11 protein-coding genes are annotated in these 16,588 nt (G+C 71.6%); 9 read left to right on the top strand and 2 right to left on the bottom strand.

Annotated features, from left to right (window positions below; genetic code table 11):
- Nucleotide 1 precedes the first annotated feature (1 nt).
- Nucleotides 2–1,321, bottom strand: a complete 1,320-nt coding sequence (locus tag AC3YNX_RS10535) for an adenosylmethionine--8-amino-7-oxononanoate transaminase (RefSeq protein ID WP_489983998.1) — start codon at nt 1,319–1,321, stop codon at nt 2–4.
- Nucleotides 1,322–1,522: 201 nt separating this feature from the next.
- Between AC3YNX_RS10535 and glgX the strand changes: the two genes are divergently transcribed.
- The 3 genes from glgX (at nt 1,523) to AC3YNX_RS10520 (ending at nt 7,480) form a co-directional block, all read left to right on the top strand.
- Nucleotides 1,523–3,676, top strand: coding sequence for a glycogen debranching protein GlgX (gene glgX / locus AC3YNX_RS10530; protein WP_489995426.1), 2,154 nt, complete (start codon nt 1,523–1,525; stop codon nt 3,674–3,676).
- Nucleotides 3,673–6,036, top strand: a complete 2,364-nt coding sequence (gene treY, locus AC3YNX_RS10525; protein ID WP_489995425.1) for a malto-oligosyltrehalose synthase — start codon at nt 3,673–3,675, stop codon at nt 6,034–6,036. Before glgX ends, treY begins: the two co-directional genes overlap by 4 nt.
- A gap of 115 nt (nt 6,037–6,151) precedes the next feature.
- Nucleotides 6,152–7,480, top strand: a complete 1,329-nt coding sequence (locus tag AC3YNX_RS10520) for an HNH endonuclease signature motif containing protein (protein ID WP_489995424.1) — start codon at nt 6,152–6,154, stop codon at nt 7,478–7,480.
- 131 nt (nt 7,481–7,611) lie between these two features.
- Here AC3YNX_RS10520 and AC3YNX_RS10515 read toward each other — a convergent pair whose 3' ends face one another.
- Entirely contained in the window at nt 7,612–8,877 is a 1,266-nt protein-coding gene (locus AC3YNX_RS10515) for a cytochrome P450 (protein WP_489995423.1), read from the bottom strand.
- A 200-nt stretch (nt 8,878–9,077) separates the two neighbouring features.
- Between AC3YNX_RS10515 and AC3YNX_RS10510 the strand changes: the two genes are divergently transcribed.
- The 6 genes from AC3YNX_RS10510 (at nt 9,078) to AC3YNX_RS10485 (ending at nt 16,587) form a co-directional block, all read left to right on the top strand.
- Nucleotides 9,078–10,301 carry an acyl-CoA dehydrogenase family protein gene (locus tag AC3YNX_RS10510; RefSeq protein WP_127782528.1) on the top strand — a complete coding sequence of 408 codons (1,224 nt, stop codon included), beginning with the start codon at nt 9,078–9,080 and terminating at the stop codon, nt 10,299–10,301.
- Nucleotides 10,298–11,329 (top strand): acyl-CoA dehydrogenase family protein, encoded by a 1,032-nt coding sequence (locus AC3YNX_RS10505; RefSeq protein WP_489995422.1) that lies wholly within the window; start codon nt 10,298–10,300, stop codon nt 11,327–11,329. Before AC3YNX_RS10510 ends, AC3YNX_RS10505 begins: the two co-directional genes overlap by 4 nt.
- 87 nt (nt 11,330–11,416) lie before the next feature.
- The gene (treZ, locus tag AC3YNX_RS10500) at nt 11,417–13,177 is read left to right on the top strand and encodes a malto-oligosyltrehalose trehalohydrolase (protein ID WP_489983992.1); all 1,761 of its coding nucleotides are present in this window, start codon (nt 11,417–11,419) and stop codon (nt 13,175–13,177) included.
- A 78-nt stretch (nt 13,178–13,255) separates the two neighbouring features.
- Complete coding sequence (gad, locus tag AC3YNX_RS10495; protein ID WP_489995421.1) at nt 13,256–14,632, top strand: glutamate decarboxylase; 1,377 nt, start codon at nt 13,256–13,258, stop codon at nt 14,630–14,632.
- Nucleotides 14,633–14,752: 120 nt separating this feature from the next.
- Nucleotides 14,753–15,883: an ABC transporter permease gene (locus AC3YNX_RS10490; RefSeq protein WP_206518117.1), complete on the top strand. Its 1,131-nt coding sequence runs from the start codon at nt 14,753–14,755 to the stop codon at nt 15,881–15,883.
- Nucleotides 15,880–16,587, top strand: coding sequence for an ABC transporter ATP-binding protein (locus AC3YNX_RS10485; RefSeq protein WP_489995420.1), 708 nt, complete (start codon nt 15,880–15,882; stop codon nt 16,585–16,587). Before AC3YNX_RS10490 ends, AC3YNX_RS10485 begins: the two co-directional genes overlap by 4 nt.
- Nucleotide 16,588 lies beyond the last annotated feature (1 nt).

The raw sequence follows: 16,588 nt of genomic DNA, 5'->3' as shown, positions 1-16,588 counted from the left end.
CTCAGGCCCCCGCGGCGGCCACCACGCCGGCGGAGATCCGCGCCACGTCCTCGGGGCTGCTGATGAACGGCGGCATCGTGTAGACGAGGTCGCGGAACGGGCGCAGCCACACCCCGGCGTCCACCGCGGCGGCGGTGGCGGCAGCCATGTCCACCAGGTGGTCGAGCTGCACCACCCCGATGGCGCCGAGCACGCGCACGTCGCGCACCCCCGGGAGCTCGGCGGCCGGGGCGAGGCCGGCGCGCAGCCCGTCGCCGATGGCCGCCACCTCGCCGCGCCAGTCCCGGGACAGCAGCAGGTCGATGGAGGCCGTCGCCACCGCACACGCCAGCGGGTTGGCCATGAAGGTGGGCCCGTGCATCAGCCCGCCGGCCTCCCCCGCCGAGATGGTCCTGGCCACCTCGGGGGTGCACAGCGTGGCGGCCAGGGTGAGGTATCCCCCGGTCAGCGCCTTGCCCACGCACATCACGTCCGGGGCGATGCCGGCGTGGTCGGCGGCGAAGAGCTCACCGGTGCGGCCGAAGCCGGTGGCGATCTCGTCGAGCACCAGCAGCACGTCGTGGCGGTGGCACAGCTCGCGCAGCACCTGCAGGTAGCGCGGGTCGTGGAAGCGCATGCCGCCCGCGCCCTGCACCACCGGCTCCACGATCACCGCGGCCAGCTCGTCGGCGTGCTCGGCGATCATCGTGGCCAGGTGCGCCACGTAGGCCTCGTCCAGCCCGGCCGCCCCCAGCTCGCTGGGCGGGACGTCGGCGAAGACCTGCGGGGTGAGCACGTCGGTCCACAGCGAGTGCATGCCTCCGTCGGGGTCGCACACGCTCATCGGGGTGAAGGTGTCGCCGTGGTAGCCGCCGCGCCAGGTCATCAGCCGGTGCTTGGCCGGCTTGCCCTTGCCGCGCCAGTACTGCAGGCACATCTTCGCGGCCACCTCCACCGACACCGAGCCGGAGTCGGCGAAGAACACGTGCTCCAGCCCGTCCGGGGTGAGGTCCACCAGCCGCTGGGCGAGCTGGGCGGCGGGCTCGTGGGTGAGCCCGCCGAACATGACGTGGCTCATCCGGCCCAGCTGGTCGGTGACCGCGGCGTCCAGCACGGGGTGGCGGTAGCCGTGCACCGCCGCCCACCAGGACGACATCCCGTCGATGACCTCGCGCCCGTCGCCGAGCGTCAGCCGCACCCCCTGCGCCGAGGTCACCACCAGTGGCGCCAGTGGCCCCTCCGCAGCGTCGACGGACTCCGGCCCGGCCGGGTCGAGCGAGACGGCGCCGTAGGGGTGCCAGACGTGGGCGGCGTCGATCGCCAGGATCTCCTCGGGGGTCATGGCACGACGGTAGATCGCGTCACGGTGCTCGTCCCGTCCGGCCACGCACGCTCGTCCCGACCGGCGGGGCGATTCTGGTGTTGCGCCCGGCACTCGGGAGCGCAGAGGCACACTTTGCGTCACTGTGCGTGGTGAAACGCTGTAACTACCGTCACTGCTGTCGACCTGTGTCAGCGCGGCAGCGCCACTAGTGTTTGACCAATGGCCGATGACACCAAGACCACCGCCCCCTCTGTGTGGCCGGGAAGCGCGTATCCCCTGGGCGCGACCTACGACGGCACCGGCACCAACTTCGCGCTGTTCTCCGAGATCGCCGACGGCGTCGAGCTGTGCCTGATCGACGACGACGGCGCCGAGACGCGCATCCCGCTGATCGAGGTGGACGGCTACGTGTGGCACGGCTACCTGCCGTCAGTGCAGCCGGGCCAGCGCTACGGCTACCGGGTGCACGGGCCCTACGACCCGGCGAACGGGCACCGCTGCGACCCCAGCAAGCTGCTGGTGGACCCCTACGCGAAGTCCTTCGACGGCGACTTCGACGGTGACCCGTCGCTGTTCTCCTACAGCTTCGACAACCCGGAGGAGCGCAACACCGACGACTCCCTGGGCCACACCATGACCTCGGTCGTCATCAACCCCTTCTTCGACTGGGGCTACGACCGCGCACCCAAGACGCCCTACCACCAGACGGTGATCTACGAGGCGCACGTCAAGGGCATGACGATGACGCACCCGGACGTGCCCGAGGACCAGCGCGGCACCTACGCCGGCCTGGCGCACCCGGCCATCATCGAGCACCTGAAGAAGCTGGGTGTCACGGCCATCGAGCTGATGCCCGTGCACCAGTTCATGCAGGACCAGACGCTGCTGGACAAGGGTCTGCGCAACTACTGGGGCTACAACAGCTTCGGCTTCCTGGCCCCGCACGCCGAGTACGGCCAGCAGGGCCTGCCGGCCGGCTCGGCCGTCAACGAGTTCAAGGCGATGGTCCGCGACATGCACGAGGCGGGCATCGAGGTGATCCTCGACGTGGTCTACAACCACACCGCCGAGGGCAACCACCAGGGCCCGACCATCAGCTTCCGCGGCATCGACAACGCCGCGTACTACCGCTTGGTCGACGGCGACGAGCAGTTCTACATGGACTACACCGGCACCGGCAACAGCCTCAACGTGCGCCACCCGCACACGCTGCAGCTGATCATGGACTCGCTGCGCTACTGGGTCACCGAGATGCACGTCGACGGCTTCCGCTTCGACCTCGCCTCCACCCTGGCCCGCGAGCTGCACGACGTGGACAAGCTCAGCGCCTTCTTCGACCTCGTCCAGCAGGACCCGGTGGTCAGCCAGGTCAAGCTGATCGCCGAGCCGTGGGACGTCGGCGAGGGCGGCTACCAGGTGGGCAACTTCCCGTCCCTGTGGACGGAGTGGAACGGGAAGTACCGCGACACCGTGCGCGACTACTGGCGGGGCGAGGACTCCACCCTCGGCGAGTTCGCCTCTCGGCTCACCGGCTCGTCGGACCTGTACAAGGAGTCCAGCCGACGCCCGGGTGCCAGCATCAACTTCGTCATCGCCCACGACGGCTTCACGCTGATGGACCTGGTGTCCTACAACGAGAAGCACAACGAGGCCAACGGCGAGAACTCCCAGGACGGTGAGAGCCACAACCGCTCGTGGAACTGCGGCGCGGAGGGCCCCACCGACGACCCCGAGGTGAACGCGCTGCGGGCGCGCCAGCAGCGCAACGTGCTGGCCACCCTGCTGGTCAGCCAGGGCACCCCGATGATCGCGCACGGCGACGAGATGGGCCGCACGCAGCAGGGCAACAACAACGTCTACTGCCAGGACTCCGAGCTGGCCTGGATGAACTGGACACTCGCCGAGGAGGGCACCCCGGGTGCTGACCTGGTGGAGTTCACCGCCCGGGCGATCGCCCTGCGCAGCGAGCACCCGGTGTTCCGCCGGCGCCGCTTCTTCGAGGGTCGGCCGCTGCGCTCCGGCGAGGAGGTCCGCGACATCGCCTGGCTCACCCCGCAGGGCCGGGAGATGACCCCGGAGGACTGGGACGCCGGGTTCGGCAAGAGCCTGACCGTGTTCCTCAACGGCGACGGCATCCCCTACCCGGACCAGCGTGGTGAGCGCATCACGGACGACTCGTTCCTGCTGTGCTTCAACGCCCACCACGAGGACCTCGACTTCGTGCTGCCGGACGGCGAGTACGCCGAGGAGTGGACGGTGGAGCTGGACACCGCCACCGCCACCGGCGCCCGCGAGGAGGACACCGTGGTGAAGGCCGGGCTCGCGATCAGCGTGACGGCCCGGTCGCTGCTCGTCCTGCGCAAGACCGCATGAGCACCCCCACCTCCACCTACCGGCTGCAGCTGCACGCTGCCGGTGACGGGGTCCCCGCGTTCGGCTTCGACGAGGCCATCGCCCAGCTGGACTACCTGCGGCGGCTCGGGGTGGGCGCGGTGTACCTCTCGCCCATCCTGAGCGCGGCCGAGGGTTCCCAGCACGGCTACGACGTCATCGACCCGACCACGGTCTCCGCCGCACTGGGCGGCCCCGAGGGGCTGGCCCGGCTGTCGGCGGCGGCGCGAGAGCGGGGGTTGGGCCTGGTGGTCGACATCGTGCCCAACCACGTGGGGGTGGAGACGCCGTCGGAGAACGCGTGGTGGTGGGACGTGCTCCGCCATGGTCGCGACTCCGCCTACGCCAGCTACTTCGACATCGACTGGGCACCGGACAACGGCTGCAACGGGCGCATCGCGCTGCCCGTGCTGGGCTCGGCCACCGACGTCGAGGCGCTGGAGGTCGTCGGTGCCGGCGACGACGCCGAGCTGGGCTTCTACGAGCACCGCTTCCCCGTCGCCCCGGGCACGCTCGGGGGCACCGCCCAGGAGGTGCACGACCGGCAGGCCTACCAGCTGGTGCCGTGGCGCTCCGGGCTGGTGGGCTACCGCCGGTTCTTCCACGTCAACGGCCTCGCCGCGCTGCGCATGGAGGACGAGACCGTCTTCGACGCCACCCACGCGGAGATCCGCCGGTGGGCCCAGGACGGCGTGGTGGACGGGATCCGGGTGGACCACCCGGACGGCCTGGCCGACCCGGCCGGCTACCTGGCCCGGCTGCGCGGGGCCATCGGCGACGACCGCTGGCTGGTGATCGAGAAGATCCTGGCGCCGGACGAGGCGCTGGACACCAGCCTGCCGGCAGACGGCACCACCGGGTATGACGCGCTGCGCGAGGTGGGCGGGGTGTTCGTCGACCCGTCCGGCGCGGAGCCGCTGAGCGCCATCGCGGTGCAGCGCACCGGTGTCGCCGGCGACGCCGAGCAGCTGCACGCCACCGAGCACGAGCTGAAGCTGGGCGTGGCCCGTGCGGGCCTGCGCCCGGAGCTGGAGCGCTGCGTGCGGGCCATCGAGTCCGGCGACGTGGCGCACGAGCAGCTGGTGGATGCCGTGGTGGAGCTGGTGGCGGCGGTGCCGGTGTACCGGGCCGACTACCCGTCCCTGGCCGGGATGCTGCCCGCCGTGGTGGCGCAGGTGAGCGTCGCCCGGCCGGAGCTCTCGGCTGCGCTGTCCCGGGTGAGCGCCGCCCTGGTCGCCGGCGGCGAGGCGGCCACCCGCTTCCAGCAGGTGTGCGGGGCCGTCACCGCCAAGGGCGTGGAGGACTGCCTGTTCTACCGCACCAACCGGCTGGTCAGCCTGCAGGAGGTGGGCGGCGATCCTGGTCGCTTCGGCGTGAGCCCGGCGGAGATGCACCTGGCCTTCGCCGAGCGCGCCACCCTGTGGCCGGCGGCGATGACCACGCTGAGCACCCACGACACCAAGCGCGGCGAGGATGTCCGGTCGCGCATCGCGGTGCTCTCGGAGGTGCCGCAGCTGTGGGCGCAGGCCCTGGAGCGCTGGGAGGAGGTCGCCCCCTCCCCTGACGGTGGGATGGGCTCGTTCCTGTGGCAGAACATCTTCGGGGTGTGGCCCGCGGACGGTCGCACCGCCGCGGACGTCCCGCAGTTGCGGGAGCGGTTGCACGCCTACGCGGAGAAGGCCGCCCGCGAGGCGGGTACCCGCACGGAGTGGAACGAGGTCGACGAAGAGTTCGAGCAGGCCATGCACACCTGGATCGACCAGGTGCTGGACGGTCCCGTCGCCGCCTCGATGGACCAGCTGGTGGCCGACCTGGCTCCCCGCGGGTGGTCGAACTCGCTGGGCCAGAAGCTGCTGCAGCTGGCCGGGCCGGGCGTGCCCGACGTCTACCAGGGCACCGAGCTGTGGGAGGACTCCCTGGTCGACCCGGACAACCGCCGCGAGGTGGACTACGACCGACGCACCAAGCTGCTGTCCACCTTGGACACGGTGCCACCGGTCGATCCCTCCGGGGCGGCCAAGCTGTTGGTGGTGAGCAAGACGCTCAGCCTGCGGCGGGAGCGGCCGGAGTCCTTCGTCGGCGGCACCTACGCACCGGTGCTCGCCGAGGGTGAGCAGGCCGAGCACCTGGTGGGCTTCTCCCGCGGGCCGCAGGGCGACGCGGCTGACGTCCTCGCGCTGGCGACCAGGTTGTCGGTGACCCTGGGCGACTGGGGATCCACCACGGTGGCGCTCCCGACGGGTGAGTGGACCGATCGGCTCACCGGGCAGTCGTACCGGGACAAGCTGTCGCTGGCCGAGGTGTTCGGCCGCCTGCCGGTGGCGCTGTTGGTGCGCAGCTAGCTCGCACCGTCGCTTCGCTGAACCGCCGCCTCCTGCATGGGGGCGGCGGTTCTTTTTCTGCGTCGTTGCTGGTCAGGGGCGAAAACCTGTCGGGGCGGGGTTCTATGTTTCGAACATGAGTTCGAACGATGTGGCGGTGGTCCCCGAGGGGATGGCGGCTGCGCTGGACTGCCTCGACAACGCACTGGCGCGAGTCCGGGACGAGGCGGCAGTCCTTTCTGGCACCGCCGTGCTGGCCGCATACCAGCGCTTCGAGCAGCTCCGCAACACCATGCCCGTGGTGGATCACTCGTTGATCACCACGCTGGAACGAGAAGGCACTGCTGGACAGCACATGCACCGCTGCACCGCAGCACTGCTGGTGCACCTGCTGCACGTGGACCAGCCCGAGGCGAGGGCCAGAGTCCGGGAAGCCGAGCTGCTGGGACCGCGTGCCTCCTTCACCGGCGAACCACTGCAGCCGGTGCGCCCCGCCACCGCCGCAGCGCAGGCGGCCGGCTCGGTGTCCCGCGCGCACGTCCGCGTGATCACCAAGACCCTGCACGACCTGCCGGCCTCGTTGGATGCCGAGACTGTCGGGGCGGCCGAGCAGACCCTCGCCGCGCAGGCCTGCGCGCTGCGCCCGTCCGAGCTGGCCAAGGCCGCCGAGCGTCTGACTGCCTACCTGGATCCCGACGGACGCGAGACCTCCGACGCCGATCGCGCGCGGCGGCGCGGGTTCACCATCGGTAGGCAACGCCCCGACGGGATGAGCCGCATCAGCGGTGAGCTCGACCCGATGACCCGGGCGCTGGTGGACGCCGCCTTCTCCGCCGCCGCCCGGCCGGTGTCGGACGATGGGACGCCGGATCCGCGGAGCGCCGCCCAGCGCAACCACGACGCGTTGGCCACCCTCTGCCGCAACGCCCTCGCCTCCGGTGAGCTGCCCAGCAACCGCGGATTACCGGCGACGGTGGTGGTGACCATGGGGCTGGCCGACCTGGAGCGCCGGGCGGGTACCGCGTCGACCGCTTCCGGTGGCACCGTGCCGGTGCGCGACGTGCTGCGCAGAGCGGCCGACGCGAAGTGGCTGCCCTGCGTGCTCGACTCCGCCGGACAAGTGCTCCACCTCGGTCAGGGCCAGCGCCTGGCCTCACCGGCACAACGACTAGCCCTGTACGCCCGTGATCGCGGCTGCACCCGACCCGGCTGCGAGATACCCGCCCAGTGGACCCAGGTCCACCACCTGCACGAGTGGCAACACGGCGGACCCACCGACCTGCACAACCTCGCGCTCGTCTGCCCGTTCGACCACCGGCTCATCACCCACGAAGGCTTCACCGTCCGCATGGGTGCCAGCGGCCGCATCGAGTGGATCGCACCCAGACACGTTGACCCACAACAGGTGCCACGCACCAACCCGATCCACCACCCACCCGACCTCAGCGACCCCGACCCGCCCTGAGCAGGCCGAGGGGCGGAGTCAGCTCAGCCCGACGGGCTGCGGAGCCACGGGGCCAGCAGCCAGCTCAGCCGCGTGGTGAGCAGCGCGGTCGACGGGTCGTGCCCGTGGCCCACCAGCCGGTAGCGCGACAGCTAGCGCAGCGACACCGGCAGGCTCTTGATGCCGTTGATGAACGACGAGCGCAGCCGCGGTGGCTCCCCCACCACCTGCAGGTGCGGCACCTGCGCGAACAGCGTCCGAAAGGTCACCGCGATCTCGCGTCGGGCCAGGTTGGCCCCCAGGCAGAAGTGCGGGCCCCGGCCACCGAAGCCCAGGTGTGGGTTGGGGCTGCGACCGAGGTCCAGCGTGTACGGGTCGGCGAAGACGTCCTCGTCGCGGTTGGCCGAGTTGTAGAACAGCAGGAACTTGTCGCCAGCGCGGAACTGCCGCCCGCTCAGCTCCACGTCCCGGGTGGCGGTGCGGCGCATCCAGATCACCGGGGTGGCCCACCGGACGATCTCCTCCACCGCGGTTTTGGTCAGCCCCGGGTCGGCCATCCATCGGTCACGCTGGTCGGGGAACTCGCTCAGCGCCAGCACACCCTGGCTGATGGCCGTGCGGGTGGTCTCGTTGCCCGCCACGCACAGCAGGATGAAGAACGACGCGATCTCCTGGTGCGTCAGGCGCTCGCCGTCCACCTCGGCGTGGACCAACGCCGACGTCAGGTCCTGGGTGGGCGTCTCCGCCCGCTCGGCCGCCAGCCGGGTCATCAGCCCCGCCAGCTCGCCACCGGCCTCCAGCGAGATCCGCACCGCCTCGTTCTCGTCGGCGATGAACTCCGGGTCGCCGCCGGAGAGGATGATGTTGGTGCACCGCAGCACCAGCTCGTGCTCCGTCTCCGGCACACCCATCATGTCGCAGATGACCCGCAGCGGCAGCGGCGCCGCCACCTCCGTCACCAGGTCGAAGGTGCCGTCCCCGTCCTCGGCCAGCCGGCGCGCCCTGGCCACCAGCTCGGTGGCCAGCACCTCCACGCTGTCCATCACCGACTCCAGCATCTTGGGCGTGAACGCTCGTGCCACGATGCGTCGGATCTTGGCGTGGCGGGGGTCGTCCATGCTGATCACCGAACCGTAGAACTCCGTCAGCTCGGCAGGCATGTCCGCGATGGAGATCGCCCCCTGGCCGGAGCAGAACAGCGCCGGCTGCGAGCTGATGGCGTCCACGTCGGCGTGCCGGGTGACGGCGTAGTAGCCCGGCCCCTCGGGGATGAACGGCACCACCGGCTCGGCGTGGAAGGAGAACGGCGCCTGCCTGCGCAGCAGCGCGAAGGCAGCCTCCCGCTCCGCCGGGGGCCGACCCCAGAACTCCTGGTCGGAGAGGTCGATGTCGGTCGGCGTCGTCCACGTCGCGGTCACCGGGACGTCCCTTCGTCTGGCGAACCTGTTGCCGATCCGGACGGATCATGCGGTTGGCTGCGCACGCTACGAGGGTGCGAGACCAGCGTCAACGGCACCGCGCCGGTCGGCTACACCAGCGTCCGGGACGAGTGCAACGTGTTCCAGGCAACAGGTAGTACGTTCACGTCAACCGGCCCCGACGCCTGAGGAGATCGCCCATGGACTTCGACGACACCCCGGACGAGGCGGCGTGGCGCGAGAGCGTGCGCAGCTTCATCACCGCCCACCGCGACGAGCTGGGGCACCGCGGCGCCCGCAACGGCCGTGACGACGTCCCCGCGGCCAAGGCCTCCCAGGCGTGCATGTTCGACGGCGGCTTCGTCGGCGTCACCTGGCCGGTGGAGTACGGCGGCCAGGGCGGCACCCCCATGCAGCAGGCCATCGTGGACCAGGAGATGGCCCGCGCCGGGGTCCCCTCGCTGATCAACCTCATCGGCATCGGCATGTGCGGACCCACCGTCATCGCCCATGGCAGCGACGACCAGAAGCAGCGCTACCTGCAGCGCCTGCTGCGCAGCGACGACATCTGGTGCCAGCTGTTCAGCGAGCCCGCCTCCGGCAGCGACCTGGCTGCCCTGCGCACCAAGGCCGTGCAGGACGACAACGGCGACTGGCACGTCACCGGCCAGAAGGTCTGGACCACCGGCGCCCAGATCGCCGACTACGGCATCCTGCTCACGCGCACCAACCCCGACGTGGCCAAGCACAAGGGCCTGACGATGTTCGTGGTGGACATGCACGCCCCCGGCGTCACCGTCCGCCCGCTGCGCCAGATGAGCGGCGGCGCCGACTTCAACGAGGTGTTCTTCGACGACGTGGTCATCCCGGACAGCGAACGCCTCGGCGACGTCGACAACGGCTGGCGCGTCGCGCTCACCACCCTGATGAGCGAGCGGCTCTCCCTCGGCGGTGGCGGCACCGACATCGGGGTGGGCATCGACGCGGTCATCGAGCACTCCGCCAACCGGCTCAGCAGCCTCTCCAGCGACCAGCAGGCGCTGGCCCGCCAGGAGCTCGGCCGGGCCTACGTGGCGTCGCTGGGCATCCGCTACACCGGCTACCGCCAGCTCTCCGCGATCAGCCGCGGCGAGTCCCCTGGCCCGGAGGCCAGCGCCGGCAAGCTGGCCGGCACCGTGGCCTCCCGCGCGATGGCCAGCTACGCGGTGCGCCTGCTCGGGCAGGAGGGTGTCTTCGCCCGCACCGCCGACGGCTCCGACACCTGGCAGCACCTGGAGGCGGTGCTGCCCGGCATGGCCATCGCCGGCGGCACCGACCAGGTGCTGCGCAACGTGCTCGGCGAGCGCGTCCTGGGTCTGCCCACCGAGCCGCGCTCGGACAAGAACGCCCCCGTGAAGTCAGCTCCCGCAGGAGGACAGCAGTGAACTTCGACCTCGACGACGACCAGCGGGTGTTCGCCGAGGCGGCCCGTGACTTCTTCACCGGCACCGCCTCCCCCGCCGACGCGCGCAAGAGCCTGGACGGCGACGCCCCGACCGCGCCCGGCCGCCAGGCCATCGCCGACATCGGCTTCTACGGCATCACCGTGCCGGAGGCCGCCGGCGGCGCCGGGCAGAGCGTGCTCGACCTCGCCGTGGTGGCCGAGCAGGCCGGGCGCGTGCTCGCCGGGCCGTCGCTGGTGACCGCCGCTCGGGCGGCCGTGCTGCTGGAGGGCGACGACAAGCGCCTCGCCGGCCTGGCCGACGGCTCGGTCTCCTACGCCGTGGTGGACGCCCCCGGCGCGCCGGCGCTCGACGCCGCCACCGCCACCCGCTTCCTCAGCCGCGACGGCGACGACCTGGTGCTCTCCTCGGGCACCGTCACCGTGGGCGAGCCCATCGACCCCACCCGCGGCCTGGGCACCGTGGAGCTCACCGACTCCGAGGTGATCGCCTCCGGCATCGGTGAGCGCTGGGACCGGGCCGAGCGGGTGGCTCGGATCATCCTGGCCGCCGAGGGCCTGGGTGCGGCCGCCCGCGCGGTGGAGATGGGTGTGGCCTACGCCAAGGAGCGCGAGGCCTTCGGCCGCCAGATCGGCTCCTACCAGGCCATCAAGCACATGCTGGTGGACTCCTTCGTGGGGGTGGAGCAGCTGCGCTCGCTGGTGTGGTGGGCGGCGTGGACGGCTGACGAGTCGGCCGCCGAGCTGCCGCTGGCCGCCGCCTCGGCCAAGGCCTCCGCGGCCGGGGTGCTGGAGCAGGCCGCCGAGACGCTGATCCAGGTGCACGGGGGCATCGGCTTCACCTGGGAGCACGACGCCCACCTGTACTGGCGCCGTGCCAAGGTGGACCGGCTGCTGCTGGGCGACGCCGCCAGCGCCTTCGACGAGGTGGCGCGCCTCGCGCTGGCCTCGGCCCCCACCAACGCCCCGGACCCGGCGCCGGTGGAGCTGGAGCCGACCACCGCCAGCTGAACCGGACAGGCAGACCCGCGACCCGGGCCGGGAGAGATCACACCGGCCCGGGTCGCGGGCGTCCAGTCCACCCCGCAGAATGAGCACGTGACCGAAACCGCTGCCGCCCAGACCTTTGACGCCTGGCCCTTCGACGTGTGGGCACCCACCCCGCAGTCCGTCCGCGTCGTGGTCGACGGCACCGAGCACCCCATGCAGCGCGACGACGACGGCTGGTGGCACGCCGACGTGGCCGGCGCCGGTCCCGGCAGCCGCTACGGGTTCCTGCTCGACGACGACCCCACGCCCATCCCGGACCCGCGCTCGCCGCGCCAGCCCGAGGGCGTGCACGCGCTGTCCCAGGTGCACCAGCTCGACCCTGCGGCCTGGACCGACGGCCTCTGGGGCGGCCAGCAGCTGGCCGGGGCCTGCCTGTACGAGCTGCACGTGGGCACCTTCACCCCCGAGGGCACCTTCGACGCCGCCATCGCCAAGCTGGACCACCTGGTGGACCTGGGCGTCACCATGGTGGAGCTGATGCCGCTCAACGGTGTCAACGGCACGCACAACTGGGGCTACGACGGCGTGCTCTGGTACACCGTGCACGAGCCCTACGGCGGCCCGGACGGCCTGCAGCGCTTCGTGGACGCCTGCCACAGCCGGGGCCTGGGCGTGGCCGTCGACGTGGTCTACAACCACCTCGGTCCGTCCGGCAACTACCTGGAGCGCTTCGGTCCCTACCTGTCCGAGGCCGGCGGCAACAGCTGGGGCCGCAGCATCAACCTGTCCGGGGCGTCCTCGGGCCAGGTGCGCCGCTACATCATCGACAACGCGCTGCGCTGGATGCGCGAGTTCCACGTGGACGGGCTGCGCCTGGACGCCGTGCACGCGCTGGTGGACGAGTCGGCCATCCACCTGCTGGAGGAGCTGGCGGTGGAGACCGAGGCGCTGTCGACGCACCTGCGCCGCCCGCTCACCCTCATCGCCGAGAGCGACCTCAACGACCCGCGGCTGGTCACTCCCCGCGCCGCCGGCGGCTACGGCCTCACCGCGCAGTGGGACGACGACATCCACCACGCCATCCACGCGGCGGTCAGCGGTGAGCGACAGGGCTACTACGCCGACTTCGGCAGCATGGACTGCCTGGCCAGCACGCTGCAGCACGCCTACTTCCACGCCGCCACGTTCTCCAGCTTCCGCGGCCGGGTGCACGGCCGGGAGGTCGACGTCCGCACCACGCCGGGCTACCGCTTCCTGGCCTACACCTCCGACCACGACCAGGTGGGCAACCGGGCCATCGGCGACCGGCCCTCGGCGTACCTGTCGCACGGGATGCTGGCGGTCAGCGCGGCGCTGGTGCTGTGCTCGCCCTACACGCCGATGCTGTTCATGGGCGAGGAGTGGGGCGCGTCCACGCCGTTCCAGTTCTTCACCTCCCACCCCGAGCCCGAGCTGGGCGAGGCCACCGCGGCTGGGCGCAAGCGCGAGTTCGCCGAGCACGGCTGGGACGCCGAGGAGATCCCCGACCCGCAGGACCCGGAGACCTTCCACCGGTCCACGCTGGACTGGTCGGAGGTGACCGTGGGCCGCCACGCCGAGCTGCTGCAGGTCTACCGCGACCTGCTGGCGCTGCGGCGGGAGCGCCCCGAGCTGAGCGACCCGTGGCTGGCGGACCTGCGGGTCGACTTCGACGAGGACGAGCGCTGGATCGTGCTGCACCGCGGGTCGCTGCGGGTGGCGTGCAACCTCAGCACCAACCCGGTGACCGTGCCGGTGGCCGGGCGCACCCTGCTGGCCTCCACCGCGGTCACCGCGCGGGGGGCGCAGACCGAGCTGGCGCCGGAGTCGTTCGCGATCCTCGCGACCTGAGCGGGCTGACCTGGGGGTTCGCCCCACCGCGCCGGTACCGTGAGTGGGGACCGGTGCTGCCCAGCGCGGAGGTTCCCCATGGCCGAGCGGCGTCCCTACATCCCGGTCAACCCGCTGTTCGCCCGGCCCGGGGAGCGCACGCATGCGCCGCGGTTCCAGCTGGCCGACGACGGGATGATGCCGGAGACGGCCTACCAGGTCGCCCACGACGAGACGATGCTCGACGGCAACGCCCGGCGGAACCTGGCCACCTTCGTCACCACCTGGATGGACGACCACGCGCGCCGGCTCTACGCCGAGACCGTCGACAAGAACATGATCGACAAGGACGAGTACCCCCAGACGGCGGCCATCGAGGAGAGCTGCTGGCGTATCTTGGCCGACCTCTGGCACGCGCCTGACCCGCACGACACCATCGGCACCTCCACCCTGGGCTCCTCGGAGGCCTGCATGCTGGGCGGGCTGGCGCTCAAGCGGCGCTGGCAACAGGCGCGCCGCGCCGCCGGGAGGTCCACCGAGCACCCCAACCTGGTGATGAGCTCCGCGGTGCAGGTGTGCTGGGAGAAGTTCTGCAACTACTTCGAGGTGGAGCCCCGGCTCGTGCCCATCACCGAGGAGCACAAGACCCTCGACGGGCACCACCTGGACCAGCACGTGGACGAGAACACCATCGGCGTGGTGGCGATCATGGGGGTCACCTACACCGGCATGTACGAGCCGGTGGCCGAGATCTGCGCCGCCCTGGACGCCCTGCAGGCCCGCACGGGCCTGGACGTGCCGGTGCACGTGGACGGCGCCTCCGGGGCGATGATCGCGCCGTTCCTGCAGCCGGAGCTGGTGTGGGACTTCCAGCTGGAGCGGGTGCACTCCATCAACACCTCCGGGCACAAGTACGGCCTGGTGTACCCCGGGCTGGGCTGGGTGGTGTGGCGCTCGACCGACAAGCTGCCCGAGGACCTCGTGTTCCGGGTCAGCTACCTGGGCGGGCAGATGCCGACCTTCGCGCTGAACTTCTCCCGGCCCGGCGCGCAGGTGGTGCTGCAGCTCTACAACTTCCTGCGGCTGGGGCGCAGCGGCTACACCCAGGTGCAGCAGGCCTCGCAGGACGTGGCCCGGCACCTCGCCGACGGGGTGGGGCGGCTGGATGCCTTCGAGCTGTGGAACGACGGTTCCGACATCCCCGTCTTCGCGTGGCGGCTGCGGTCGGGCCACACCGACAAGTGGAACCTCTACCACCTCGCCGACCGGCTGCGCACCCGTGGCTGGCTGGTGCCGGCGTACCCGATGCCCGACGACCTGACCGACCTCACCGTGGAGCGGATCGTGGTGCGCAACGGGCTGAGCATGGACGTGGCCGACCTCCTGCTGGAGGACATCGAGCGGGAGACGCGCTACCTCGACCGGCTCACCGCGCCCATGCCGTCGGCTACGCCGCACCCGGGCTTCCACCACTAGCGCGAGGCCGCAGGGCCACCCCGCTCGCCCCGTCTTTGTCGACACTGCGTTGATATGATGTCGACATCGTGTCGGCACGTGCCGCCTGCGACGTCCTGCCCCCGACCCGGAGGACCAACGATGTTCCTCGCCCTGCGCGAGCTGTGGTTCGCGCGCACCCGCTTCCTGCTGATGGGTGCGGTCATCGCCCTCATCTCCATCCTCATGGTGATGCTGTCCGGCCTGTCCTCGGGCCTGGTCAACGACGGCGTGTCCGGCCTGCAGCGCACCCCCGTGCAGTCCTTCGCCTTCGCCGAGGGCACCAAGACCGACTCGGCGTTCAGCCGCTCGGTGGTCACTGAGGAGCAGGCCGCCGCCTGGCGCGAGCAGCCCGGCGTGGCCCGCGCCGAGCTGTTCGGCAACACCATCGTCAACGCCAGGACCTCCACCGGCACCCCGGTGGACCTGACCCTGTTCGGCATCGCCACGGGCTCCTTCCTGGAGCCGACCGCCGCCGAGGGCGCGGCGCTGCAGGGTGAGCGCGACATCATCGTGAGCGAGACCGCCCGCGACGCCGGGGTGAACCTGGGCGACACCGTGGTCATCGACCGGCTGGGCACCGAGCTCACCGTGGTGGGCTTCACCGCCGACCAGCGCACCTTCGGCCACGTCGACGTCGCCTACGTGCCGCTGCGCACCTGGCAGGAGATCAACGCCGGCACCAAGGTGGGCGAGCAGCCCAACCCCGACGTGTACGGCGAGGCCAGCGTGGTCGCCGTCCAGGGCGTGGACGGCCTCACCCCCGACCTGGCCGCCGGCGACGCCGCCGCGCAGACCGCCAGCAAGACCCTCACGGAGTCCTTCGACGCCTCCCCCGGCTACACGGCCGAGATGATGACGATGGACATGATCACGTGGTTCCTCTACGCCATCTCGGCGCTGGTGGTCGGCGCGTTCTTCACCATCTGGACGGTGCAGCGCACCCGGGAGCTGGCGGTGATGCGCGCGATGGGCGCCTCCACCGGCTTCCTCGTGCGCGACGGCCTCACCCAGGCGCTGCTCATCCTGCTCGGGTCGGTGGCCGTCGGTGTGGCCGTGGGCGTGGGCCTGGGCTCGCTGCTGGTGGGCTCGGGCATGCCCTTCGCCCTGGAGGCCGCGCCGATCATCGGCGGCGCCGTCCTGCTGATCGTGCTCGGGCTGGTCGGCGCCGCGGCCGCCGTCGTCCGCATCGCCTCCGTCGACCCGCTGACCGCGCTGGGAGAGAACCGATGAGCAGCCCCACCCCCACCTCGACCCGCTCCGGCCTGACCCTCGCCGGCGCCACCCTCTCCTTCGGAGACGGCGACACCACGGTGGTGGCCATGGACCACGTCGACCTGCGGGTGCGCCCCGGCGAGATCGTGGCCGTGGTCGGACCCTCCGGCGCCGGCAAGTCCACCCTGCTCGCGGTGGCCGGCGGGCTCACCCAGCCCACCTCCGGCACCGTGGTGGTCAACGGCGTCGACGTCGGCACGCTGTCCCAGCGGGAGCTGGCCACCTTCCGCCGCGAGCACGTCGGCTTCGTCTTCCAGTCCGGCAACCTCATCCCCGCGCTCACCGCGCTGGACCAGCTGCGGCTCGTCGCCAAGATCACCGGCAAGCAAGACACCGGCGACCCCGCCGCGCTGCTGGCGGCAGTGGGCATGTCCCACCGTGCGGACCGTCGGCCCGGCCAGCTCTCCGGCGGCGAGCGCCAGCGGGTGGGCATCGCCCGAGCGCTGATGAGCAACCCGTCGGTGCTGCTGGTGGACGAGCCGACCGCCGCGCTGGACCGCGCCCGCAGCCACGAGGTGGTGGAGCTGCTCGCCCGCACCACACACGAGGCGGGCGTGGCCACGGTGATGGTGACCCACGACCACGAGGTGCTCCAGCACTGTGACCGGGTGGTGGAGATGACCGACGGCGCGGTGACCGAGCAGGAGCGCGTCGCACGCTGAG

This window comes from Rhodococcus sp. Z13_19A (genome assembly GCF_058133575.1).
Note: the sequence above shows the minus strand (reverse complement) of the source record. Positions and strands in the feature narration are given on the sequence as shown.

Excerpts from the sequence above, each read along its gene's own strand:
- AC3YNX_RS10490 (WP_206518117.1), top strand. The coding sequence starts at position 14,753 with ATGTTCCTCGCCCTGCGCGAGCTGTGGTTCGCGCGCACCCGCTTCCTG.
- glgX (WP_489995426.1), top strand. The coding sequence starts at position 1,523 with ATGGCCGATGACACCAAGACCACCGCCCCCTCTGTGTGGCCGGGAAGC.
- treY (WP_489995425.1), top strand. The coding sequence starts at position 3,673 with ATGAGCACCCCCACCTCCACCTACCGGCTGCAGCTGCACGCTGCCGGT.
- gad (WP_489995421.1), top strand. The coding sequence starts at position 13,256 with ATGGCCGAGCGGCGTCCCTACATCCCGGTCAACCCGCTGTTCGCCCGG.
- AC3YNX_RS10510 (WP_127782528.1), top strand. The coding sequence starts at position 9,078 with ATGGACTTCGACGACACCCCGGACGAGGCGGCGTGGCGCGAGAGCGTG.
- AC3YNX_RS10535 (WP_489983998.1), bottom strand. The coding sequence starts at position 1,321 with ATGACCCCCGAGGAGATCCTGGCGATCGACGCCGCCCACGTCTGGCAC.
- AC3YNX_RS10485 (WP_489995420.1), top strand. The coding sequence starts at position 15,880 with ATGAGCAGCCCCACCCCCACCTCGACCCGCTCCGGCCTGACCCTCGCC.
- AC3YNX_RS10520 (WP_489995424.1), top strand. The coding sequence starts at position 6,152 with ATGAGTTCGAACGATGTGGCGGTGGTCCCCGAGGGGATGGCGGCTGCG.